The organism is Caulobacter sp. GW821-FHT09A05 (genome assembly GCF_059418465.1).
Genome location: NZ_JBWKPX010000029.1, coordinates 1 through 22,281 on the forward strand (window position 1 = coordinate 1; position 22,281 = coordinate 22,281).

Genomic DNA, 22,281 nt, shown 5'->3' on the forward strand with positions numbered 1-22,281 from the left:
GGCATCATCGTCGCCCTGCTGCGCTCAGGCCAAGCCTGGGATCCGCAGTACGCACGATAAACACAGTTGCTCATCCGTCGGCTCCGCCGACACCTTCTCCCGCAAGGGGAGAAGGAGAGGGGGAAGCATGACGACCATCGATCCTGACTGGCTGGCCGCCTTCCTGCGGGACGAGCGCCTGCCCGCCGACTTCGCCGCCGAGGTCGAGCGGCTGCACGCGCCGCTGGCCGCCCGGATCGCGGCGGTGGCCCTGGGGCCGGCTTTCGTGGTCGGGGTCTGCGGCCCGCAGGGCTCGGGCAAGACCACGGCCGTCCGGGTCGTGGCCGCCCTGCTGGAGGCGCGCGGGCTGAAGGTGGCGACCCTGTCGCTGGACGACCTCTACCTGCCGCGCGCCGATCGCGAGGCCCTGGCCCGCGACGTCCACCCGCTGCTGCGCACGCGCGGCGCGCCGGGGACGCACGACATCGCCCTGGGCCTGGCTGTGCTGGACGGCCTGGCCGGGGAGGGCGAAACCGCGCTGCCGCGCTTCGACAAGGCCACGGACGACCGCGCGCCGGTCGAGGCCTGGCCGGTGGTCGCCGGCCCCGTCGACGTCGTGCTGTTCGAGGGCTGGTGCGTCGGGGCGCGGCCCGAGCCGGCCGGGGCCTTGGCCGCGCCGCTCAACGCCCTGGAGCGCGACCGCGACCCGGACGGCGCGTGGCGCGCCCACGTCAACGCCGCCCTGGCCGGCCCCTATCGCCCCCTGTTCGCCCGCCTGGACCTGCTGGTGCTGTTCACCGCGCCGGATTTCGAGACGGTGCTGGCCTGGCGCCAGGAGCAGGAGGCCAAGCTGAGGGACCGGCTGGCGGCGGCGGGGCAGGGCGGGGCCATGACCGACGACGAGGTCGCCGTCTTCGTCCAGTATTACGAGCGCCTGACCCGCCATATCGCCCGCGAGATGCCGGCCAGGGCCGACGTCGTGGTGGCGCTGGACAAAGACCGCCGTTCGTCCATCCTCTGATCGGCCATTTGGTCGCGCGGCACGGCGTCGCACCAGATATGGTGTGCCCCCATTTCCGCTTCCACCAGTGCTAGTTTCCCTTTGTCGGCGAAACGACTCACCGAGTCGCTGGCGGTGGAGCTTCCGGGCCATGAACACACTCTTCGGCGGGACCTATTCGACCCATGCCCGGCGGGTGGCGGTCTGGAACCGGGCCGCCCCGATCCCGGGCTGCGACAAGGCGATCTGGCGCTGCGACGACCAGGGCCGGATCATCCGCTGGGCCGACTATGAGGACCCTTTCTCCCGCTACGGCTGGACGATCCTGCGCGGGCGCGGCGAGAGCCGCCTGGCCCAGACCCTGGGCCTGTCCGCCGCCAGGCCGATCCATGTCAGCCACGCCGAGCGCTTCGACGCCGCCTCGGCGCGCAAGGCCGCTTGACGCGCGACGGCCTGTCGCCTTTCCTTGATCTTTTGACAAGCTTGCTTGACATGATTGCAACAATATAAGACAAGCATCCTTGTCAAAAAGACAGGGAGCCAAGACATGACGTCCGAACGCGGCGAGTTTCGCGCCCTCAAGAAGTTCATGCTGTTCGCCGGGTTCATCGGCGCGATCCTGCTGTCGGTGCGCGTCGGAGCCCTGGGCGGGGCGTGGTCGTTCGTCGGCGGCCTGGGCACGGTGGCGGCGTCGCTGGCCTTCGCCTACGGGGCCAACCGCCTGTTCCGGCGCGAGCCCCTGCGTCCGCCGATGCTGCGCTACATGCTACGGTTCGGGATCTCGATGTCGGCCTATGTGGTGCTGCTGATCGGGGCGACGATGCTGCATCGCCAAGGCCTGACCGCCGGGCCGCTGGGCTACCTGATCGCCCTGGCCCCGGCCGCGGCCATCCTGGGCACGATCGCCAGCATGGGGTTCTACCTGGCCGAGGAGACCGACGAGTTCCATCGCGAGGTCCTGATCCAGAGCCTGCTGTGGGGCATCGCCGTGACCCTGGGCGCGGCCAGCGTCTGGGGCTTCCTGGAGACCTTCGGCAAGGCGCCGCACGCGCCGGCCTGGGCGGTGGTGCCGATCTTCGCCGTGGCCATGGGCCTGTCCCAGCCGCTCATCGCCCGGCGGTACCGCTGATGAAGAACCGCCTCAAGGTCCTGCGGGCCGAGCGCGACTGGAGCCAGGCCGACCTGGCCGAGCGCCTGGAGGTCTCGCGCCAGACCGTCAACGCCCTGGAGACGGGCAAGTACGACCCCAGCCTGCCGCTGGCCTTCAAGATCGCCCGCCTGTTCGGCCTGCCGATCGAGACCATCTTCCAGGACGAAGCCTGACGGTCAGGCTGTCCAGGCCCTCGTCCGAAAATTCAAACGTTTAACCCGGAGACTGTCATGAACGTCCGCCGCATCCTGGCGCGCGCCGCCTTCGCCTGCGCCGCCACCCTCGTCACAGCCGCCGCCGTCCTCCATCCGGCCCATGCCGCGCCCGTGGCTGTCCCTTCGGCCGCCGCGCCCCGCTTCACGGTCACGGTGACCGGGCAGGGACCCGACGTGGTCCTGATCCCCGGCCTGGCCTCGTCGGCCGCTGTCTGGGACGACACCGTCAAGCAGCTGCAGGGCCGCTACCGCCTGCACGTGATCCAGGTGGCCGGTTTCGCCGGCGCCCCGGCCGGGGCCAACGCCGAGGGACCGGTGATCCAGCCGACCGTCGACGCCCTGGACGGCTACATCCGGTCGGCCAAGCTGAAGTCGCCCGCCGTGATCGGCCACTCCATGGGCGGGCTGATGGGCCTGATGCTGGCCCGCCAGCATCCCGAGGACGTTGGCCGGCTGATGGTGGTCGACAGCCTGCCGTTCTACGCCATGGTCTTCTCGCCCGCCGCGACGGTCGAGAGCATCAAGCCCCAGGCCGCCGCCATGCGCGACCGCACGGTCAACGCCACGCCCGAGGCCTGGACCGCCATGGAGACCGCGATGATGGCCCGCCTGGTCAAGTCGCCCGAGGGGCTGAAGGCCGCCACGGCCGCGACCCTCGCCTCGGACCGCTCGGTGGTGGGCCGCGCGCTCTACGACGACCTGACCACCGACCTGCGCGGCGAGCTGGCGTCGATCAGGACGCCGACGACGATGCTCTATCCGTGGGACCCGGCCATCGCGCCTCAGGCGGCGTTCGACCGGCTCTACACCGGCGCCTACGTCCCGATGACCCAGGCCAGGGTCAAGCGGATCGACGGGTCGTACCACTTCATCATGCTGGACCAGCCGGCCGCCTTCGCCTTCGAGGTCGAGGCCTTCCTGAAGTAGACGCCTTGCCGGCCGATGCCTGGAGCGGAACAGTGGCGGAATGCTGATTCTGCTCGGATCCGTCCGCCGCTTCGCCCTCGCCCTCGTCGCCGTCCCCTTGCTTGCTCTTGGGGCGATGGGGGCGAGCCCCGTCCTGGCCGAGCCCGCCCTTTGGGCGATCAAGGACAAGGACTCCACCATCTACCTGTTCGGTACGGTGCATGTGCTCAAGCCGAGCACCCAATGGCGGTCGCCCAGGATCGCCAAGGCCTTCCAGGAGGCCGACGACGTGGTCATGGAGATTGAGCAGCCCGAGGACCCGGCGGTGACGCGGGCCCTGATGCTGAAATACGGCGTCGACCCGGCCGCGCCGCTGTCGGGCAAGCTGAAGCCCGAGCGCTACGCCAAGCTGCGGGCCGCGGCCGAGGGCATGGGCTTTCCGCCCCAGGCCCTGGAGCCGATGCGGCCCTGGCTGGCGGCCCTGACCGTGTCGCTGACCCCGCTGCTGCGAGCCGGCTACGACCCCGAGAGCGGCGTCGAAAAGCTGTTGACCGCCCAGGCCAAGGCGGCGGGCAAGCCGATCTCGGCCTTCGAGACCATGGAGCAGCAGGTCCGCTTCTTCGCCGACATGACGCCCGCCCAGGAGACCCAGCTGCTGGACTCCACCCTGGACGAAATCGACGAGGGCCCGGCCAAGATCGACGCCCTGGTGGCCGCGTGGGCGGCCGGCGACCAGGGCGAGCTGAAGCGCCAGATGGTCGACGAGATGCAGGACGACTATCCGGACGTCTACAAGCTGCTGCTGGTCGGCCGGAACCAGGACTGGGCCAACCAGCTGAAGGCCAAGCTGGCCGGCTCGGGCGTCAGCTTCGTCGCCGTCGGGGCGGGCCATCTGGCCGGGCCCGACAGCCTGCAGGCGCAACTGGCCAAGCTGGGGATCAAGGCCGAGCGAGTGAAATAGGACCTCCGAGCGGAAGGTCGGGCGGCCTCACGCGTCCAGGAAGGCCAGCGCCTTGGGCACGAAGGCCTCGTGATACTGGAAGATGCCGCCGTGCCCGGCGTCCTCGTAGAGAACGAGTTCGGCGTTCGGCAGGCGCTTGGCCAGGTCGACCGAATTGCGGCTGGGCACCATGATGTCGTGATCGCCGTTGGCGACGAGGACGGGGTTGCGGATCGCGCCCAGGTCCTGCGGCGCCTGCCGGCCCCAGGCGTGGATGGCCGTCAGCTGCCGAAGGAACGCGGCGATGGTGATCGGCTTGTCGCGATCGACCTGGCGTTCCTTCAGCCGCGCCAGGAAGGCGCTGGCGGCCCGCCGGCTGGTCTTGGACGCGGTGAAGAACAGATAGGACTTGGGATCCTTGAAGGTCAGCATGGCCTTGACGATCAGCGGGGCGGACACCCGCCCGACGTCGCTGATGCCTTGGCCGCCGGCCGGGCCGGTTCCCGTCAGGATCAGCTTGCGGATCAGGTTCGGCGCCTTCCGCACGACGTCCTGCGCCACGAAGCCGCCGAGCGAGAAACCGAGCAGGTCGACCTGCGCCAAGCCGAGGGCGCGGATCAGGGCGATCACGTCCTGGGCCATTTCCGCCACCGTCAAGGGCGCGTCGCCGCCCGAGGCGCCCACGCCGCGATAGTCGACGGCGATCACCGGTCGGGTCGCGGCCAGGCCGTCGACGATGCGCGGGTCGAAGTTGTCCAGCACCGCGCCCCAGTGGTTGAGCATCACCAGCGGGACGCCGGTGGTCACGCCGAGCCGCCTGTAGGCCAGCTTGGTTCCCGCGACGTCGATGCCGCGGGTCGGCGCGCCCCGCCAGGTATTCGTCGGGTCGGCGGACGTTGGCTGAGGCGTGTTCACGATCGTTTCCTCGGATGTTGGCGACGGAGCCCCGGCCGGGCGCGCTCACTTCAGCTTGACGACGACCTTGCCCTTGGCCCGCCCGGTGTCGAGATAGGCCAGGGCGTCGTTGAGCGCCTCGAAGGGGAACACCCGGTCGACCACCGGCCGGAGGGCCCCGGCCTCGACGAGCGCGGTGATCCGGCCCAGCTGCTCGCCGTCCGCCCGCATGAACAGGAACGAATAGCTGACGTCGTGGGCCTTGGCCTTGCGCCGCACGCCGGCGCTCAGCGGGCGCAGGGCCAGCCGCAGGGCCCAGTTCAGTCCCCGCTCGCGGAAGAAGGCGGGATCCGGCGGACCCGAGATCGAGATCAGCTTGCCGCCGGGCTTGAGCACCTCGATCGACTTCAGGAGCGTGTCGCCGTCCAGGCTGTTCAGGGCCAGGTCGTAGCCGGACAGGACCTTCTCGAAATCCTGGGACTTGTAGTCGACCACGACATCGGCGCCGAAGCCCCTGACCAGGTCGATATTGGCCGTGCTGGTCGTGGTCGCGACCGTCGCGCCCAGGTGCTTGGCCAACTGGATGGCGACAGCGCCGACGCCGCCCGAGCCGGCGTGAACGAGAACCTTCTGGCCCTTCTGGAGCTTGGCGCGCTCGACCAGAGCCTGCCAGGCCGTCAGCCCGACCAGCGGAAGGGACGCGGCCTCCTCCATGCTGACCGACTTGGGCTTCAACGCCACGTCGGCCTGGTCGATGGCGATAAGTTCCGCAAAGGTCCCGATCCGGCCGTCGCGCGGCCGGGCGTAGACCTCGTCGCCGACCTTGAAGGCCCGCACGTTCGCGCCGACGCGGACGACCGTCCCGGCCACGTCATGGCCCAGAATGAACGGCGGCCGATAGGACAGCAGCGACTTGAACTCGCCGTCGCGGATCTTGGAATCCAGCGGGTTCAGCCCGGCCGCGTGCACCTCGACCAGCACATCCTCGTCGCCCGGCGTCGGGGTCGGCATGTCGCCCAGTCGCAAGGCGCCCTTCTTCTCATACTGGTCGAGGATGAAGGCCTTCATCGGGATCGTCTCCAAGCGCTGCCCCGACGAGCGAGGCGTGGCGGAATATTCATGATCATCATCATGATTGTTGCTAAATATGATAGCCATCATGTATGTGTCAACGGGCCATTGGAGGATTGTCGGAATGAAGGTCAGCCGCGAGCAGATGCAGGCCAACCGGCTGCGCATCCTGGACGCCGCCAGCCGGCTGTTCCGCGAAAAGGGCTTCGACGCCGTCAGCGTGGCCGAGGTGATGAAGGCGGCCGGCCTGACGCATGGCGGCTTCTATGGTCATTTCGACTCGAAGGACGATCTGGTCGCCCAGGCCATCGGGCACATCTTCACCGTTCAGGAAGCCGGGCAGGGCGGGCAGGACGGGCTGGCGGGCTATCTGGACGCCTACCTGTCGCCCTGGCACCGCGACCGCGTCGGCGAGGGGTGCCCGACGGCGGCCCTGGTCGCGGACATCCGCCGCCAGGCCGCCGCCGCGCGGTTGGCCATGACCGAGGGGTTCCGGTCGCAGATCGACAGGGTCGCCGCGACGATGCCCGCCGACGACCCGGCGCGGGCGCGCCGCCAGGCGGTCGGCACCTGGGCCGCCATGGTGGGGGCCGTCGTCCTGGCCCGGGCGATCGACGATCCCGTGCTGTCGGAGGAAATCCTCAGCCAGACCCGGTCCTGGATCGAGGAAAAGGCGCCGGACGCCTAGGCGCCCTGGGCCGCCGCGCCCTGCTTGGCCCGCAGATAGATCGACCGCTTCGGCGTCGCCATCACCCGGTGCAGCATCGGCTCGAACGCCTCCAGCGGCATCGACGGATAGGCCGGGTCGAAGGCCTCCTGGTCGTAGAGATGGCAGAACTGGGCGGTGTATTCGAAGCTGGGATGGCCGCGGAACTGGTCGCGCATGTCGCGGTCAAGGCCCAGGTGATGGAAGAAATAGTAGTCCTGGAAGATGGCGTGGTGGGCCACCATCCAGTGGTTCTCCTCGGAAACGAAGGGCTGCAGGATCGCCGCGGCGATGTCGGCGTGATTGCGCGGGCCCAGGATGTCGCCGATGTCGTGCAGCAGGGCGCAGACGACATATTCCTCGTCGCGGCCGTCCTGGAAGGCCCGGGTGGCGGTCTGGAGGCTGTGGTCCAGCCGGTCGATGGCGAAGCCGCCGCAGTCGCCTCGCAGCAGTTTCAGGTGCGAGATCAGGCGCTTGGGCAGGTCGCGGCCGAACTCCGTCGAGGCGTCGGCGATGATCGCCCAGTCCTCCCGCGTGCCGTCGACCATGGCGTGGAATTTCGCGCGTTCTGGGGCGCGATCCTGGGCGCGTTCCGGGGCGCGCTCGGACCCGTTCGCGTGGTGCTGGCCGTCGGCCATGGCGCTCTCCTCCCGAACGTCTGTTTGATCCGATCGTGCGCCGGCCCAAGGGCGTCGTCAACGCGGGGCCCAAAGAAGCCATTGAGAAGACGGCGCGAACCGGCTAGACGGGCTCGGCGCTTGGACGGCGCGGCTTGCCCATTCGTCCAACGCGGGCGTAGCTCAGAGGTAGAGCGTCTGCTTCCCAAGCAGAATGTCGTGGGTTCGATTCCCATCGCCCGCTCCAATTCCTTCGATGAAACCGTTGGCGAGCGCGATCCGCCGGGATCGCCGGCCGTCCGGGGACGCCAGCTCCTGGAAAAGGGCCGCGCTTGCGCCCGCCCGGCGAAACTTGGTACTTGGCGCCCTGAAGCGGCGGGGCGGGCTTGTTGGCCTGTCCCGTCGTCGCTATTTCGCGCTCTTCGCTTTTCCAGACAGACGAGACTCCGCCCGTGGCGAAACCGGCCAAAGCCATCATCCTCAGCGCCGGCCAGGGCAAGCGCCTGTCGCCCCTGACCGACACCCGCCCCAAGTGCCTGGTCGAGCTTTCGGGCCGCACCGTGCTGCACTGGCAGCTCAAGCATCTGGCCGAGGCGGGGATCACCGAGGCGGTGGTGGTGACCGGCTTCGCCGCCGACACGGTCGAGAAGGAGGTCGCCGGGCTCGACATTCCGGGCCTGAAGGTCCGCACCCTGTTCAACCCGTTCTACGCCCTGACCGACAACCTCGCCACGTGCTGGCTGGCGCGCGGCGAGATGCGCGGCGACTTCCTGCTGCTGAACGGCGACACTCTGTTCGCGGCGCCGATCGCCGCGCGCCTGATCGCCGCCCCGCCGGCCCCGATCACCGTCACCATCGACCGCAAGGCCGCCGGCTACGACGCCGACGACATGAAGGTGCTGACCGAGGGCCTCAGCCTGCGCGCCATCGGCAAGACCATCGAGCAGTACGACGCCGAGTCGATCGGCTTCCTGCGCTTCGATCCCGAGGGCGCGGCCCTGTTCACCCGCATCGTCGAGCAGGCCCTGCGCACGCCGGAAGGCCTCAAGCGCTGGTACCTCAGCGTCATCAACCAGATCGCCCAGGAGCACGACGTGGTCCACGTCCAGTCGATCGAGGGCCTGGACTGGGCCGAGATGGACTTCCCCGAGGACCTGCCGAAGAACCGCGAACTGGCGGCGGCCTGGGTGGCGGCGGGCGAGTAGCGGCCTTGCGCCTGCGTCGCGAGCGCGCCGACGCCCTGCCGTCGGATCAGGCGCCCGACTGACGGGCGCCGCCGGCCTGCCGACAATCTGCTCAGCTGGAGGCCCGGACGCCTGTCACGGCGTTGTCATGCAACATGCCTATAGGCCGCAGGCCCGCAAAGAAGTAAGCGGGTCCTTACAAGCGACGGCGGACTCAACGACCGGCGCTTTTTCGATTCTCTCTTGTCGGCTCGGTCTTCCTGTCACGAATAGGGTGGGGTTCAATGTCTCGTTTCAATGCTCGTAAAGGCGCGCTCCTGCTGGGCGCCGGTCTCTCGGCCCTGTCGTTCGCGACGGCGGCCCTCGCCCAGGAGGCGTCCTCGACCGCCCTGGACGAGATCGTGGTCACGGCCGAGCGCCGCTCGGAAAACCTGCAGAAGGTGCCGGTCTCGGTGGCCGTGGTCGGCGGCGACCAGCTGCGCGCTATCCAGGGCGGCGGCGACGACATCATTTCGCTGTCGGGCAAGGTGCCCAGCTTCTACGCCGAGACCACCACGGGCCGGATCTTCCCGCGCTTCTACATCCGCGGCCTGGGCAACATCGACTTCTACCTCGGCGCCTCGCAGCCGGTGTCGATCATCCAGGACGACGTCGTGCTGGAGCACGTGGTGCTGAAGTCCAACCCGGTGTTCGACGTCAAGCAGGTGGAAGTGCTGCGCGGCCCGCAGGGCTCGCTGTTCGGCCGCAACACCACCGCCGGCATCGTCAAGTTCGACACCAACAAGCCGACCCAGACCCTGGAAGGCCGCGCCAGCGCCTCGTACGGCACCTACGGCACGACCACCTTCGACGGCGGCATCGGCGGCCCGATCGTGGCCGACAAGCTGGCCTTCCGCGTCTCGGCGCTCTACCAGCACCGCGACGACTATGTCGACAACACCTTCGCCGGGACCAGCGCCGACGGTACCGTCACCCCGAAGAAGAACGCCATGGGCGGCTTCGACGAGAAGGACGTGCGGATCCAGCTGCTGGCCACCCCGACCGAGCAGCTGACGGTCCTGGCCTCGGCCCACGCCCGCAACTACGAGGGCACCTCGACCCTGTTCCTGCGCGGCGCCCTGAAGAAGGGCTCCAACAGCTCGACCGCCCCGCGCGACAGCGTCGCCTTCGACGAGGCCAACAACAATCCGCAGGCCTACGACACGCAAGGCGCGTCGCTGAACATCGCCTACGACTTCGGTCCGGTGACCCTGACCTCGATCAGCGCCTATGAGACGACCAGCGGCTACAGCCGCGGCGACACCGACGGCGGCGCGGCGGCCAACTTCCCGGTCAATGGCGTTCCCAACGGCTTTGGCCAGTCGATGGGCCAGGTTCGCGACCTCGACCAGCTGACCCAGGAAATCCGCCTGGCCAGCAACGGCGACGATCGCATGAAGTGGCAGGTCGGCGCGCTGTACTTCGACTCGCGCGACACCACCGACTTCTTCCAGCGCGCCTATTTCCTCACCACCGCCGCCCGCAACCCCAACAACTGGGTCGAGCTGAACAACCTCAACACCTCCTGGGCGGTGTTCGGCCAGGTCAGCTACAAGCTGACCGACGCCCTGACGGTCACCGGCGGCCTGCGCGACACCTACGACGCCAAGAAGACCAAGCTGGCCAAGACCGCCAACACCGTCGCCAACGTCTCCACCTATGCCGGCCGTCGCTACGTGCGCCTGTCGGACGAGCAGGTCAGCTGGGACCTGTCGGCCAACTACGAGGTCAATCCGGACCTGAACGTCTACGCCCGCGTGGCCAAGGGCTTCCGGGGCCCGACCATCCAGGGCCGTTCGGCGGTGTTCAACAGCGACTTCACGACCGCCAATTCCGAAACGATCCTGTCGTGGGAAGCCGGCTTCAAGAGCACCCTGCTGGACAACACCCTGCGCCTGAACGCCTCGGCCTTCACCTACGAGGTCAAGGACATCCAGCTGAACGGCAACGACTCCAACGGCAACGGCGTGCTGTTCAACGCCGACAAGGCCAAGGCCTACGGCCTGGAAGCCGACGCCGAGTGGCGCCCGATCGCCAACCTGACCCTGACGGCCGGCGCCAGCCTGCTGCACAGCGAGATCCAGGACAAGCGCGTCTACGCCCAGGTCTGCGCCCTCAACAGCGTGGTGGTCTGCACCGTCAAGAACCCGACGATCGCCATCGTGGGCCCGTTCGGCACCAGCACCTTCGCCCAGATCGACGGCCAGCCGCTGCCCAACGCGCCGAAGTACAACCTCAGCTTCACGGGTCGCTACGACCTGCCGGTGGGCGCCGACGGAAAGCTGTTCGTCGCCACGGACTGGAACGTCCAGGGCTATACGAACTTCGTGCTCTACAAGACCGACGAATTCTATTCGAAGGGCAATTTCGAAGGCGGGCTGAAGCTCGGCTACGAAGGCGGAAACGGGGCCTACGAGGTGGCCCTGTTCGGCCGCAACATCACCAACGAGAAGAACCTCAAGGGCGTCATCGAGAACTATATGGCCGCCGTCTACAACGAACCGCGCATCGTGGGCGTCTCGGTCAGCGCCAAGCTGAAGTAACGTCCCCGCCTTTCCCGCGTTTTCGGAAAACCCCGTCGCCCAAGCCGCTCCGCGGCGCCGGCGGCGGGGTTTTTTCGCGCCCCGGCCGCGGGTTTCCTATCGGTTGCGTCACGGGTTTTGCCCAATCGGGGATTGCGTCAATTCCAAGGTTCGGTCAAGTTTGTGACGGGACGCGCCTCGTGGATGGCTCAGTATCGCGTCGGAAGTCGCGACGTCGGCGTCCTGCTCGAAGAACAGTTGTCTTTACCGACAAAACGAGAGGGAGCGACCATGTCACTGAGAGTCCACGGCCTGCCTTTGGGCCAATCACGCGACCAGGCGTCGAACGGGGCCACCGCCGACGGCTGGGCCACCAGGCTGGCCAAGCTCATCCCCGCCGAGGCCCTGGGCGTCTACGGCGCGGCGATCGGCCTTCTGCCGGACATGACGGGCAAGGAGACGGCGCGGCTGATCATCCTGATCGTGATCACCCTGGCCTGCCTCGCCGTCCTGATCGCCGTACGGATCAAGAGCACCGCCCAGAACGCCGATGGGCCCCAGCCCGTGGGCATCACCATCTCCTGCGTGGCGTTCCTGATCTGGTGCGCCACCCTGGGGCCGACGAACTCTCCATTCCCCGTGCCGGAGGACTACGGATTCATCGTGTCGCTGGTCGGCATGCTGTACGTGACCCTGGTCGGGGTCTTCTACCGCGGCGATACGACCCAGTAGGCCGACATCTCGCCGCGAGGGGGCTCACCCCTCGACGATCGACCGCACCAGGTCCAGGTCGGCCGGCTTGTCGACGTCCACCGCCGCCAAGCCGTGCCGGGCCCGGACCGCCGCCGCCCTGACCCCGGCCAGGCGGCCGATCCGCGCCACCATCTCGTCCAGGGTCATCCGGCCCAGCAGGTAGCGGACCAGCATCACCGGGCCAAACAGCGCGGCGATCTTCCACGGCTGCTTGCGGTGCTTCTCGACCGTGCGCCACAGGTCGATGGCCCGCAGGCTGGCCGGGGTCTTCAGGTAGAACAGGTTGCAGCCCGAATAGCGTCCGTCGCGAAAGGCCAGGTAGGTGCGCCTGGTCGTCGGGGCGGCCGCCTGGACCAGCGCCTCCTCGCCCAGCAGGATGGCGATGTCGGCCTCGGCCGGGGTGTCGGCCATGAAATCGGTCACCCACTCGGGCTGGAGCAGGGCGTGGTCCACCGTCGTGACCAGCAAGGGCGTTCCCATGGCCTGGGCCCCGTCGTGGACGCTCTGGCTGGGGCCGGCGGCCGAGGGCAGGCGCGAGACCGTCGCGCGGGTGGTCTCGCCGGCCAGGGCGGCCTCCAGGGCCGCGTCGTTGGTCGATACGCCGATGCGCTGGGCGCCGGCCTGGTCCAGGGCCGACAGCACCCGCGCCAGCAGCGTGCGGCCGCCCAGGACGATCAGGCCCTTCTGGCTGACGCCGGCATAGTCGGCGACCGGATCGACCCCGCCGCGCGAGCCGGCCAGCACCAGGGCCTGAAACGGGGCCGCCACGGCGCTAGATCGCCTTCTCGTAGATGCGATAGGTCTTGTAGATCTCCGCGCCCATGGCCTCGGAGATCCGGCGCATCGGCGCGTTGTCCTCCAGGATCCACGAGAACTCGAACTTGTCGTAGCTCAGGGCCAGGCCGGCGTCGCGGCCGGCGTTCATCAGGTGGAACGGCACGACCTGGCCGCGCAGGGTGTCGGCGAACTTGCGCTTGAGGCCCATCAGCGGGATGCGGATCGACTTGACCCGCTTGACCTTCAGCCGCCACAGCAGCTTGGCCCAGCCGAACGGCAGCAGCTTGCCGTTCAGCCCCTCGATCGCCTCGTTGACATTGGGCAGCAGCACGATGAAGCCGGCCGGCTCGCCGTCGATCTCGGAGAACAGGATCAGGCGCTTGTCGAGCACGTCCTTCAGCGACTTGCCCAGCTGGGCGGTCTCGGCCTCGGTGGTCGGCACGAAGCCCCAGTTGCCCGACCAGGCGTCGTTGAGGATGCCGGTCAGGGCTTTGACCTCCTCGTCGTAGCGGCTCATGTCCAGCTGGCGCAGGGTCACGCCCTCGGGCAGGCCGCGCTTGACGCGCCGAACCACCACGGGCGGCAGGGCGGCCCGGGGATCGCAGACATAGGCGTAGACGTCCTTGGCCTTGGCGTAGCCCTGTTCCTCGACCCGCGCCGCCGTGTAGCGAGGATCGTGGCCCATCATCACCATCGGCTTGGTGTCGAAGCCGTCGACCAGCAGGCCGACCTCCTCGTTGATCGACAGGTTGAACGGGCCCAGGGCCCGGTCGCAGCCGCGGGCCCTCAGCCAGTCCTCGGCGGTGCGGAACAGCAGGCTGAAGATCGCCGGATCGTCCTCGGCGGCGATCATGCCGAAGTTGCCGGTCTTGCCGGTCCCGACCTCGGTGGCCAGGTGGTCGATCTGGGCGCTGATCCGGCCCACGTCGCGACCGCCGCGCACGGCCAGCCACATCTGCACGTCGGCGTGCTCGAAGAACGGGTTGGTCTTCGGCGTCAGGGCGGCCATCCGCTCGTACATCAACGGCACGACCCAGTTGGGGTCGTCGGCGTTGAGCCGGTTGGCCAGGTCGATGAACCGCTTCAGCTCGGCCTTGGAGCCGACCGGGACGATCGTCAGGTCGGAATCGGTGGTGTCGAACGGCATTCAGCCCTCCAGGACAACGAGCGCATAGATCGCGAGGGCCGCGAAGATGATCGGACCGCCCCAGACGGCCAGGATGGGAGACAGCGAGCCGCCTTCGCCGAGCGCCGACAGCAGGCCGTTGACGACCAGGAAGACCAGGCCGGCGGCTAGGCCGCCGGTCAGCAGCACCGCGCCCTGGCCGCTGCGGAAATTGGCCAGGGCGACCGGGGCGCTGAGCAGCAGCATCACCAGGGACGCGATCGGTCCGGCGAACGCCGCCAGCAGGCGGGTCTCGTAGAAGCTGGTCGGGCGGTCGCCGCCGCCGTTCAGCAGGGCGCGCCGCGCCGTGGCGGCGGTCGGCACGGGGCTGTCGGCGAACAGGGCCTGGACGTCCTGCCGGTGCAGGGGTGAGGGCCAGCTCATCCGGGCGGCGGGCGTGACGTTGACCTGCTCGCCGTTGAACCGGACGATCACGGGATTGACCAGGGTCCAGCCGCCGCCGCGCGCATAGGTCGCCGACGGCGCCTCGACGCGCTCGACCAACCGGCCGACCTTGTCGCGGCGGTAGATCTTGACCGCGTTCAGGGTTCCGCCGTCGGCCGAGGCGCCGTTGGCGATCACCAGGTCGTCGCCGGCCCGGAAGCTGCGGGGGCCGGGAACCTTGCGGTCGGCGACCGGGGTGGTGGCCCGCCACCAGTCGGCCAGCACCGGGTCGGTGCGCGGGGCGATCAGCTGGGCGCAGCTGAAGTCGATGGCGATGACCAGGAAGGCCACGGGCAGGGCCATGCCGACGATGCGATAGGCCGAGATGCCGGTGGCGCGCATGGCGATGATCGCGCTTTCGCGGGCCAGCTGCGAGAAGGCGAAGAGCCCGCCGGCCAGGGTGGCGATCGGGGCGACCTGTTCGATCAGCCGCGGCGAGCGCAGGGCGGCGTAGTACAGCACCCCGGCCGTCCCCAGGCCGCGGTCCAGGATGTCGGTGGTCACTTCCAGCAGGTCGAGGATCTGCAGGATCGAGAACAGGACCAGGGCCGCGCCGAGCACGCGCGTGCCGACCGTGCGCAGGACGTAGAGCTGGATCTTCATGCGTCAGCCTGCTCGAACCTGTCCCGGAACATCCGCCGGAAGCGCTTGATGCCGACGCCGAAGCGGCGGATCAGCTCGGTGACCGGGGTCTGACCGGGCCGCTTGCGGCTGCCGACGAACATCCAGACGCTGAGGCTGGTGAAAACCAGCCAGGGAACGCCGATGGCCGCCAGCGGCATGGCCTTGCCCGATTCCGCCAGGCTCTGGCCCAGCTGCAGGCTGTGCTGGAAGGCCAGCAGCAGCACGCCGGCGATGATCAGGCCGGGGGTGCGGTTGCCGCGCTTGGCGGCCAGGCCCAGCGGGAAGGCCAGCAGGGGCAGGAAGGGCAGGAAGGCGGCGCGCGCCAGGCGCCCATAGAGTTCGGCCAGCAGGGTGGCGCGCGGCACGACCGGGTTGGGGCTCTGGGCCTGGCGGGCCAGTTCGCCCAGGGTCAGTTCGCGTTCGTCGCCGCCGCGGCTGCGCAGCAAGGCGGCGGCCCCGGCCAGGGAGACGTTGGTGGTGAATTGGTCGAACACCAGGATGCGGTGCTCGCCGCGGGCGTCCAGGCCGATCCGCTGGCCCCTGCGCAGCAGCATGATGACGGTCTTGCCGTCGGGGGCCGAGCGCAGGTCGGCGGTGGCGGCGGTGATCACCTCCTCGCGGCCGGCGGCGTCCATCCGGCGGATGAACACCCGCGTCAGCTGCTGGCCGGCCGGGTCCGCGCCGTCGGCGGTCATCAGCAGCTTGGGCTGGTCGATGAAGGATCCGCCGTTCAGCTTGCCGTTCCAGCCGGCGTTGATCGCCTCGTGCATCACGGCCCGATAGGCGTAGCGGCTGTAGGGCTGCATGTAGCCGAAGACGATCAGGCTGAAGACCATCAGGAACAGGCCGACATAGACGAACGGCGCGGCGATGCGGGTCAGGGACTGGCCGCTGGCCAGCAGGGCGTCGATCTCCGAGCCGTCGCTGAGCTTGGTGATGACGATGAACAGCGCCACGAAGAACGCCACGGGCAGGGCCAGGCCCAGATAGTGCGGCACCAGGTTGGCGGCCAACTCGGTGACGTAGCCGAAGCGGGCGCTGCTTTGCGACAGCACGTCCAGCAGGCGCAGGACGCGCTCCAGCAGCAGGGCGATCACCGTCACGCCCAGGCAGCCGACGATCGGCCAGACCAGCAGGCGCAGCAGATAGGCGTCGATCAGCCGGAAGCGCGCGGTGCCGCGCGGCGTGGGGATGGGCTTCTTCACGCGGCCGACCAGGCCTCGGCCAGGGTCCGGGCCAGCCGTTCGGCGGCGTCCAGGTCCAGGTCGACCGTCGATCCCAGGGCGGGAACGGCCGGCCAGCCAGCGTCGCTGTAGACCCGGCCTTCATGCTCGCGCGTCCCCGCGTAGCGCGGGATCACGTGGAAATGCACGTCCTTGTCGACCATCATCAGCATCAGGTAGTTGATCTTCTCGTACGCCACGACCTTGCTCAACAGGCGCTCGACGCCCTCGGTCGCCGTCTTGAGGTCGGCGAAGGCGGCGGGACTCAGCTGGGAGAAGGCCTCGACCGATTCCTTGCATACCAGCACCAGCGACCCAAATGTCGGTTGTTTGGGCCGCACCAGGATCAGCCAGCTTTCGGTTTCGGCCACCTTTGTGCGCGGGAAGCCGAAACTCTCAGCGGTGGGATTGGTCATCTCGGCCTCGCCTGCGGGCGTTCGCCGCCGTTGCTCCTACAATAGGGACGCCGTCATTTCCATGGAAGCACGATCCGCGCCCTCGGCCTCTGTTCGGGTCCTTTTCGCCGTCAGGGACGACAGGCCTGGACCAGGACATGGCGGCCTAGCTCGCCCGTCCGGCCAGTCGCCGGATCCAGCCCGCGGGCCACCAGCCTGACCTCGATCCCGCCGTTCGCCCGACGATCGATCTCGACCTCGTGCCAGCGCGCCGCCGGATGGCCGCGTTCGCCCAGGGCCGAGGCGGAGGGAACGCCCAGCACGGGGATCGTCGCGCCGTCCGGGCCGGGGGCGGTCGACACCATCGCCTCGTGGGCGTGACCGTGCAGGACCAGGTCCGCGCCGTGACGGGCGAGCAGGGCGCGCAGGGCGTCCAGGTCCTCCAGCGACTTGCGCCGGGCCACGGCGCCCGGGACGGGCGGATGATGGATCAGCAGCACCCGGAAGGCGTCGCGATAGGCCGGGTCGCCCAGCAGGGCGTCCAGACGGTCCAGTTGAGCCTGGCCCAGCCGGCCGGTGGCCAGGTGCGGCGCGGTCGGCACGGCCGAGCAGAGGTTGAACAGCGCCACGCCGTCGCGCACCCGCACCTGCGGGAAGGTCGCCTCGCCGTCGTCGCCCAGCCAGGGCGTCCAGGCGGCGAACGAGTCGCCGTCCCGGGCGCCGACCAGGGCGTCGTGGTTGCCGGGGCTGACGGTGATGTCGCGGGCTGGGCCCAGGGCCTGCAGCCAGACGCGGGCCGCCTCGTATTCGGCCCGGGAGGCGTAGTTGGTCAGGTCGCCGGTGATGGCGATGTGGTCGGGAGCGTGGGCCTTGAGGTCGGCGATCACGACTTCCAGCACCTCGGGCCGGTGCTCGCGGTGCTTGCGCCGCCAGGCGATACGGCTCAGCAGTCGCTTGGACAGCAGGTCCCGCCAGCCGAACGCGCCCCTGGGCGGCGGCAGGTGGAGGTCCGAGAGGTGAGCGAGGCGGAATATCGACAAGTTTGGTTCACGGATTCTGGCGGAAGGCGCCGAAGCTGCTTATCAATCGCGCCAGGTTTCAAGGGGTTGTCTATCGTGAGCGCGGAAAATCAGCCAAATGAGGCCGTCAGCCCGTCCGCCGTCACGGTCGGGCTGGCGAAAACCCGCCTCTGGGGGATGACCTCCGCCGAGCGGCTGTCGCGGATCTACCGGCGCGTGGGCCTGGTCGAGGCGGGGCCCGAGACCGTCTTCATCGCCGGAGACGTGGTCGTGGTCGACGCCGGCTGGGTGTTCGACGAGTCGCTGATCAAGACCCTGGCCGGCCGCCCCGGCGTGGCGCTGGTCGACGAGGCCGGGCGGGTGGTGGCCCTCAACGTCCCGGCCGCCCGGGCCCGCGAGGCCATCGTGCGGCTCGACACCGGCGAGGACGTCACGGCCCTGGCCACGACGCGCCTGACGGCGCTGGAGCTGGGCTCGGCCTACAACAGCGCCCTGCGCAAGCGCGAGCCGCCGGTGCTGGAGCGCCTGACGCCCGAAACCCGCGTGGCCGTCGAGAAGCGGCTGTTCCAAGGCTCGTACAAGGGCGTCACCGACCTGGTGACCAAGTACGTCTGGCCCACGCCCGCCCGGATCGTCACCCGCTGGTGCGCCCTGGCCAAGATGACCCCCAACCAGGTGACCCTGATCGGCTTCCTGCTGGTGCTGGCGGCCTTCTGGCTGTTCTGGACCGGCCAGTGGGGCTGGGGCCTGGTCTGCGCCTGGATCATGACCTTCCTGGACACCGTCGACGGCAAGCTGGCGCGGGTGACCCTGACCTCGTCCAAGTGGGGCAACGTCTTCGATCACGGCATCGACCTGGTCCACCCGCCGTTCTGGTGGTGGGCCTGGTACGTGGGCGTTGGCGCGGTGGGCCTGACCATGCCCCATGGCCAGCTGGCCCTGGCGGTCATCGTCGGCGGCTACGTGCTGCAGCGGGTGGAGGAGGGGATCTTCCTGGCCCTGTTCAAGGTCGAGATGCACGCCTGGCGGCCGTTCGACAGCTTCTTCCGGCTGATCACCGCCCGCCGCAATCCCAACCTGATCCTGTTGACCCTTGCGGTTCTGGTCGGCCGTCCCGACATCGGGTTCCTGGCGGTGGCGATCTGGACGGCGATCTGCCTGGTCGTGCACGCCGCGCAGATCCTGCAAGGCTTGGTGACCCCGAAGGGGGCCGTCGTTTCCTGGTTGTCGCGCTGATGCGTGTAGGCGTCGTCCGCAATCCGATGAGTCACGCCAATATCGGGCGGTCCGACGAAGAATCGACGCCCGACGCGGTGCTGCTGGTCGAGCCGGCCACCCCCGAGGCGCTGGAGGAGGACCTGCAGGCCTTCGCCCAATGCGGCGTGAACCTGCTGGTGATCGACGGCGGCGACGGCACGATCCGCGACGTGCTCAGCCGGGCGGCGACCATCTTCGGCGAGGCCATGCCGTTGGTCGCCCTGATCCCCTCGGGCAAGACCAACGTGCTGGCCATCGACCTGGGCGTGCCGCGCGACTGGACCCTGGCCAAGGCCCTGGTCGCCGCCAAGTCCGGCCAGGCGGTGATCAAGCACCGCGCGCCGCTCGAGGTGCGCTGGGACGACGGGCGGCCCAGCCTGCGCGGCTTCGTGTTCGGCCTGGGCGCCTTCGTGCGCGCCACCAGCCTGGCCCAGACTGTCCACAAGACCGGAGCCTTTCACAGCATCGCGGTGGCCATGAGCGTGCTGGGCGCGCTGGTCGGCACGGTGATGGGCGGCAAGCGCGACCAGTGGCGGGCCGGCGTGCCGCTGTGCCTGGCCATCGACGGCGAGGAGACCCGCACCGCCGACCGCTTCCTGGTCCTGGCCACCACGCTCAAGCGCCTACCGTTCGGGGTCAAGCCGTTCGGCCCGCCGCGCGAAGGCCTGAAGTTCCTGGACGTCGACGCCCCGCCCCGGGGACTGCCGGGTGCGTTTCCGGCCCTGCTGGCCGGCAAGGACTCGGCCTGGTCCGGCCGCCACGGCTATCGGCGCGGCGACGCCTCGCGGTTGCGGATCACCACCAACCAGCCCTTGGTGGTCGACGGCGACGTCTATGACGGCGCGGGCGGGGTGACCGTGGTGCTGGGCCCGCCCCTGAGGTTCCTGGCGGCATGACCGGGACCGTCGCCAGCCTGGTGGGCGAGGAGCTGCTGGCGCCCGCCCCGCCCCAGGCCGTGGCCCTGGCGACCCGGCTGCTGGACCGGTTCGAGGGGCCGCTGGCGGTGCTGTTCTACGGCTCGATCCTGCGCACCGGCGACCTGGACGGGGTGCTGGACTTCTATGTGCTGACCGAACGGGTGCGTCCGGGCCCGCGGGGCCTGGCCACGCGACTGCTGTGGCCCGACGTCAGCTATCACGAGCTGGCGCTGGACGGCCAGGTGCTGCGGGCCAAGGTGGCGACCATGACCCTGGCCCAGTTCCAGGCGGCGACGCGCGGGCAGGGGATCGACACCACCATCTGGGCCCGCTTCGTCCAGCCCGCCGGCCTGGTCTGGAGCGCCAGCCCCGCCGTCGCCGGGCAGGTGGTCGAGGCCGTGGCCGACGCCGCCCGAACCGCCGCCCGCTTCGCCGCCGCCCTGGGTCCCGCCGAGGGGCCGCCGGCCGCCTACTGGTCGGCCCTGTTCCAGGAGACCTACGCGGCCGAGTTCCGCGTCGAGAAGGGCGGGCGCGAGCGCTCGATCCTGGCCTTCGACGTCAATCGCTATCATCGCCTGCTGGTCGCCTGCTGGCGGGAGGAGGGCCTGCTGGATATCGAGGCCGACGGCTCGGTCCAGCCCGCCCTGGACCAGGCCGAACGCCGGCGGATCCAGGCCGCCTGGCGCCTGCGCCGACGGATGGGGCGGCCGCTGAACTATGCCCGCCTGGTCAAGGCCGCCTTCACCTTCGACGGAGCGGCGCGCTACGCCGCCTGGAAGATCGAGCGCCACACCGGCATGCCGGTGGCCCTGACGCCCTGGCGCGAGCGCCACCCGGTGCTGGCGGCTCCGGGGGTGTTGTGGCGGCTGTGGCGACAGCGCCAGGCGCAGACCAAGGCCCAGAAAGCAGGAAAGGCCTGAGGTTTCCCTCAGGCCTTTCCAGTTTTGGCGATGCAGGTCCGGCGTTAGGCCGAGACGCGCTTCAGCGGGGCTTCGATCAGGCCCATGGCCACGCCGATCTCGGCGAACACGGCCAGAACCTGGTCGATCTGTTCGAAGCTGTGGGCGGCGCTGACGCTGGTGCGCAGCAGCGGGCGGCTGTCCGGCGTGGCCGGCGGCAGGGCCAGGTTCAGATAGACGCCGTTCTGCAGCAGGGCGTTCCACATGCCGATCGCGCGCTCGGTGTCGGGCATGGTGATCGCCACGATCGGGCTGGAGGTCGGGCCGGTCATGAAGCCCATGCCGCTCAGGCCGTCGTACAGGCGGCGGGCGTTGGCCATCAGCTTGTGGCGCAGCTCGGGCTGCTCCTCCAGGCGACGCAGGGCGGTCACGGTCGAGGAGACCACGGCCGGCGGCAGCGAGGCGGTGAACATGTACGGACGGCAGGTGACGCGCATGACGTCGAAGTCGTCCATGTCAGAGACGCAGAAGCCGCCGATGGCGCCCAGGCTCTTGGAGAAGGTGCCGACCACGAAGTCGACATCGGCCTCGACGCCGGCCGCCTCGGCCAGGCCGCGACCGTGTTCACCGAGCACGCCCATCGAGTGGGCCTCGTCGACCAGCAGGTAGCCGCCCAGCTCGCGCTTCACGGCGGCGATTTCCTTGAGTGGCGCGGTATCGCCGATCATCGAATAGATGCCTTCGACGACGATCAGGCGCTCGCCCGGAACGTCCTTCATGCGGCGCAGGCGCTTGTACAGGTCTTCCGGGTCGTTGTGGCGGAAGCGGATGACCTCCGCGTGGCCCAGGCGCGCGCCGTCATAGATCGAGGCGTGGCTGTCGGCGTCCAGGATCAGGTGGTCGCCGCGGCCGACCAGCGTCGACAGCACGCCCAGATTGGCCTGGTAGCCGGTGGTGAACACCATGGCGTGCTTGCGCCTGTAGAACTTGGCCAGGGCCTCTTCCAGCTCGACATGGGCCTCGAAGCTGCCGTTGGCGATGCGCGAGCCGGTGGTGCCGGTGCCGCGCTCCTGGACCGCCTTGACCGACGAGGCGATCGCCTGCTCGTCGAAGGTCAGGCCCAGATAGTTGTTGGTGCCCAGCAGGATCGTGCGCTTGCCGTTAATCACGCCTTCCGTGGGCGAGACGACCGCGTCGAAGCGCACGCTGAAGGGATCGGCGCCGGCTTGCCGGATCGCGTTGTAGGCGTCGCGATACGCGAGGTGCTTGTCGAACAGCCCCATGGCTTAGGCCCTATTCCGAAGGTCTTTAATCAGGGAGGCCAGGTCTCCGGCGGTTTCCACCGAGGCCAGGCGATCCAGAGGAATGGAGATGTCGAAGGTGTCTTCGAGCTCCATGATGATGTTCATCAAGGCCAAGGAATCGACGGCCAGATCGCGGCCGATATGGGTGTCGTTAGCCACATCGACAGAGCGTCCGAGCACCTTGCTCGTAGCCAAGCCGATTTCACGCAAAGTGAGATCCGTAACAGCTTCCATCGACGCGACGATATCCCCGACCAAGGTCCTACATAACCGAATTGTAA

At 69.2% G+C, this 22,281-nt stretch carries 24 protein-coding genes and 1 tRNA gene; 14 read left to right on the forward strand and 11 right to left on the reverse strand.

Annotation, left to right across the window (positions count from 1 at the left end; genetic code table 11):
* Positions 1-127 precede the first annotated feature (127 nt).
* The 6 genes from AC07NX_RS21155 (at position 128) to AC07NX_RS21180 (ending at position 4,211) form a co-directional block, all read left to right on the forward strand.
* Complete coding sequence (locus tag AC07NX_RS21155; RefSeq protein ID WP_494644507.1) at positions 128-1,000, forward strand: kinase; 873 nt, start codon at positions 128-130, stop codon at positions 998-1,000.
* A 130-nt stretch (positions 1,001-1,130) separates the two neighbouring features.
* Complete coding sequence (locus AC07NX_RS21160) at positions 1,131-1,421, forward strand: hypothetical protein (protein WP_494644508.1); 291 nt, start codon at positions 1,131-1,133, stop codon at positions 1,419-1,421.
* A 105-nt stretch (positions 1,422-1,526) separates the two neighbouring features.
* Positions 1,527-2,108 carry a hypothetical protein gene (locus tag AC07NX_RS21165; RefSeq protein WP_494644509.1) on the forward strand — a complete coding sequence of 194 codons (582 nt, stop codon included), beginning with the start codon at positions 1,527-1,529 and terminating at the stop codon, positions 2,106-2,108.
* Positions 2,108-2,302 (forward strand): helix-turn-helix transcriptional regulator, encoded by a 195-nt coding sequence (locus AC07NX_RS21170; protein ID WP_035070350.1) that lies wholly within the window; start codon positions 2,108-2,110, stop codon positions 2,300-2,302. The genes AC07NX_RS21165 and AC07NX_RS21170 overlap by 1 nt, the downstream gene beginning before the upstream one ends.
* A gap of 57 nt (positions 2,303-2,359) precedes the next feature.
* Positions 2,360-3,271: an alpha/beta fold hydrolase gene (locus tag AC07NX_RS21175; protein ID WP_494644510.1), complete on the forward strand. Its 912-nt coding sequence runs from the start codon at positions 2,360-2,362 to the stop codon at positions 3,269-3,271.
* Between the two features lie 40 nt (positions 3,272-3,311).
* Complete coding sequence (locus tag AC07NX_RS21180; RefSeq protein ID WP_494644512.1) at positions 3,312-4,211, forward strand: TraB/GumN family protein; 900 nt, start codon at positions 3,312-3,314, stop codon at positions 4,209-4,211.
* A gap of 27 nt (positions 4,212-4,238) precedes the next feature.
* Here AC07NX_RS21180 and AC07NX_RS21185 read toward each other — a convergent pair whose 3' ends face one another.
* Both AC07NX_RS21185 and AC07NX_RS21190 read right to left on the reverse strand, forming a co-directional pair.
* Positions 4,239-5,105, reverse strand: coding sequence for an alpha/beta fold hydrolase (locus AC07NX_RS21185; RefSeq protein WP_494644514.1), 867 nt, complete (start codon positions 5,103-5,105; stop codon positions 4,239-4,241).
* 45 nt (positions 5,106-5,150) lie between these two features.
* On the reverse strand, positions 5,151-6,152 hold the full coding sequence (locus tag AC07NX_RS21190; protein WP_494644515.1) for an NADP-dependent oxidoreductase: 1,002 nt from the start codon (positions 6,150-6,152) through the stop codon (positions 5,151-5,153).
* 127 nt (positions 6,153-6,279) lie between these two features.
* Between AC07NX_RS21190 and AC07NX_RS21195 the strand changes: the two genes are divergently transcribed.
* Positions 6,280-6,843: a TetR/AcrR family transcriptional regulator gene (locus AC07NX_RS21195; protein ID WP_494644516.1), complete on the forward strand. Its 564-nt coding sequence runs from the start codon at positions 6,280-6,282 to the stop codon at positions 6,841-6,843.
* Here AC07NX_RS21195 and AC07NX_RS21200 read toward each other — a convergent pair.
* The gene (locus tag AC07NX_RS21200) at positions 6,840-7,499 is read right to left on the reverse strand and encodes an HD domain-containing protein (RefSeq protein ID WP_494644518.1); all 660 of its coding nucleotides are present in this window, start codon (positions 7,497-7,499) and stop codon (positions 6,840-6,842) included. The genes AC07NX_RS21195 and AC07NX_RS21200 overlap by 4 nt on opposite strands.
* A 151-nt stretch (positions 7,500-7,650) precedes the next feature.
* Here AC07NX_RS21200 and AC07NX_RS21205 point away from each other — a divergent pair.
* The 4 genes from AC07NX_RS21205 (at position 7,651) to AC07NX_RS21220 (ending at position 11,955) form a co-directional block, all read left to right on the forward strand.
* Positions 7,651-7,725: transfer RNA gene (locus tag AC07NX_RS21205), tRNA-Gly, on the forward strand.
* 205 nt (positions 7,726-7,930) lie between these two features.
* On the forward strand, positions 7,931-8,683 hold the full coding sequence (locus AC07NX_RS21210) for a phosphocholine cytidylyltransferase family protein (protein ID WP_494644519.1): 753 nt from the start codon (positions 7,931-7,933) through the stop codon (positions 8,681-8,683).
* 263 nt (positions 8,684-8,946) lie between these two features.
* The gene (locus AC07NX_RS21215) at positions 8,947-11,244 is read left to right on the forward strand and encodes a TonB-dependent receptor (protein ID WP_494644521.1); all 2,298 of its coding nucleotides are present in this window, start codon (positions 8,947-8,949) and stop codon (positions 11,242-11,244) included.
* A gap of 270 nt (positions 11,245-11,514) precedes the next feature.
* Positions 11,515-11,955, forward strand: a complete 441-nt coding sequence (locus AC07NX_RS21220) for a hypothetical protein (RefSeq protein WP_494644523.1) — start codon at positions 11,515-11,517, stop codon at positions 11,953-11,955.
* Between the two features lie 24 nt (positions 11,956-11,979).
* Here AC07NX_RS21220 and AC07NX_RS21225 read toward each other — a convergent pair whose 3' ends face one another.
* From AC07NX_RS21225 to AC07NX_RS21250, 6 genes are all read right to left on the reverse strand, one after another.
* Positions 11,980-12,744 carry a nucleotidyltransferase family protein gene (locus AC07NX_RS21225; protein WP_494644525.1) on the reverse strand — a complete coding sequence of 255 codons (765 nt, stop codon included), beginning with the start codon at positions 12,742-12,744 and terminating at the stop codon, positions 11,980-11,982.
* Between the two features lie 4 nt (positions 12,745-12,748).
* On the reverse strand, positions 12,749-13,900 hold the full coding sequence (locus tag AC07NX_RS21230) for a dATP pyrophosphohydrolase (RefSeq protein WP_494644526.1): 1,152 nt from the start codon (positions 13,898-13,900) through the stop codon (positions 12,749-12,751).
* Positions 13,901-14,965, reverse strand: a complete 1,065-nt coding sequence (locus AC07NX_RS21235; RefSeq protein WP_494644528.1) for an LptF/LptG family permease — start codon at positions 14,963-14,965, stop codon at positions 13,901-13,903.
* Positions 14,962-16,191: an LptF/LptG family permease gene (locus AC07NX_RS21240; RefSeq protein WP_494644529.1), complete on the reverse strand. Its 1,230-nt coding sequence runs from the start codon at positions 16,189-16,191 to the stop codon at positions 14,962-14,964. Before AC07NX_RS21240 ends, AC07NX_RS21235 begins: the two co-directional genes overlap by 4 nt.
* Complete coding sequence (locus AC07NX_RS21245) at positions 16,188-16,625, reverse strand: HIT family protein (RefSeq protein ID WP_494644530.1); 438 nt, start codon at positions 16,623-16,625, stop codon at positions 16,188-16,190. The genes AC07NX_RS21240 and AC07NX_RS21245 overlap by 4 nt, the downstream gene beginning before the upstream one ends.
* 110 nt (positions 16,626-16,735) lie before the next feature.
* A complete protein-coding gene (locus AC07NX_RS21250; protein WP_494644532.1) occupies positions 16,736-17,644 on the reverse strand; it encodes a metallophosphoesterase family protein in 909 nt (302 codons plus the stop codon).
* Between the two features lie 156 nt (positions 17,645-17,800).
* Between AC07NX_RS21250 and AC07NX_RS21255 the strand changes: the two genes are divergently transcribed.
* From AC07NX_RS21255 to AC07NX_RS21265, 3 genes are read left to right on the forward strand one after another with little or no spacing between them, the layout of a single operon-like run.
* Positions 17,801-18,859, forward strand: a complete 1,059-nt coding sequence (locus tag AC07NX_RS21255; RefSeq protein ID WP_494644533.1) for a CDP-alcohol phosphatidyltransferase family protein — start codon at positions 17,801-17,803, stop codon at positions 18,857-18,859.
* Positions 18,859-19,776, forward strand: coding sequence for a diacylglycerol/lipid kinase family protein (locus AC07NX_RS21260; RefSeq protein WP_494644535.1), 918 nt, complete (start codon positions 18,859-18,861; stop codon positions 19,774-19,776). Before AC07NX_RS21255 ends, AC07NX_RS21260 begins: the two co-directional genes overlap by 1 nt.
* Entirely contained in the window at positions 19,773-20,717 is a 945-nt protein-coding gene (locus AC07NX_RS21265; RefSeq protein WP_494644537.1) for a hypothetical protein, read from the forward strand. The genes AC07NX_RS21260 and AC07NX_RS21265 overlap by 4 nt, the downstream gene beginning before the upstream one ends.
* Before the next feature lie 44 nt (positions 20,718-20,761).
* Here the strand turns inward: AC07NX_RS21265 and spt are convergent, their stop codons facing one another.
* The gene (spt, locus tag AC07NX_RS21270) at positions 20,762-21,979 is read right to left on the reverse strand and encodes a serine palmitoyltransferase (RefSeq protein ID WP_494644538.1); all 1,218 of its coding nucleotides are present in this window, start codon (positions 21,977-21,979) and stop codon (positions 20,762-20,764) included.
* Positions 21,980-21,982: 3 nt separating this feature from the next.
* Entirely contained in the window at positions 21,983-22,234 is a 252-nt protein-coding gene (locus tag AC07NX_RS21275; RefSeq protein ID WP_026176593.1) for an acyl carrier protein, read from the reverse strand.
* Positions 22,235-22,281 lie beyond the last annotated feature (47 nt).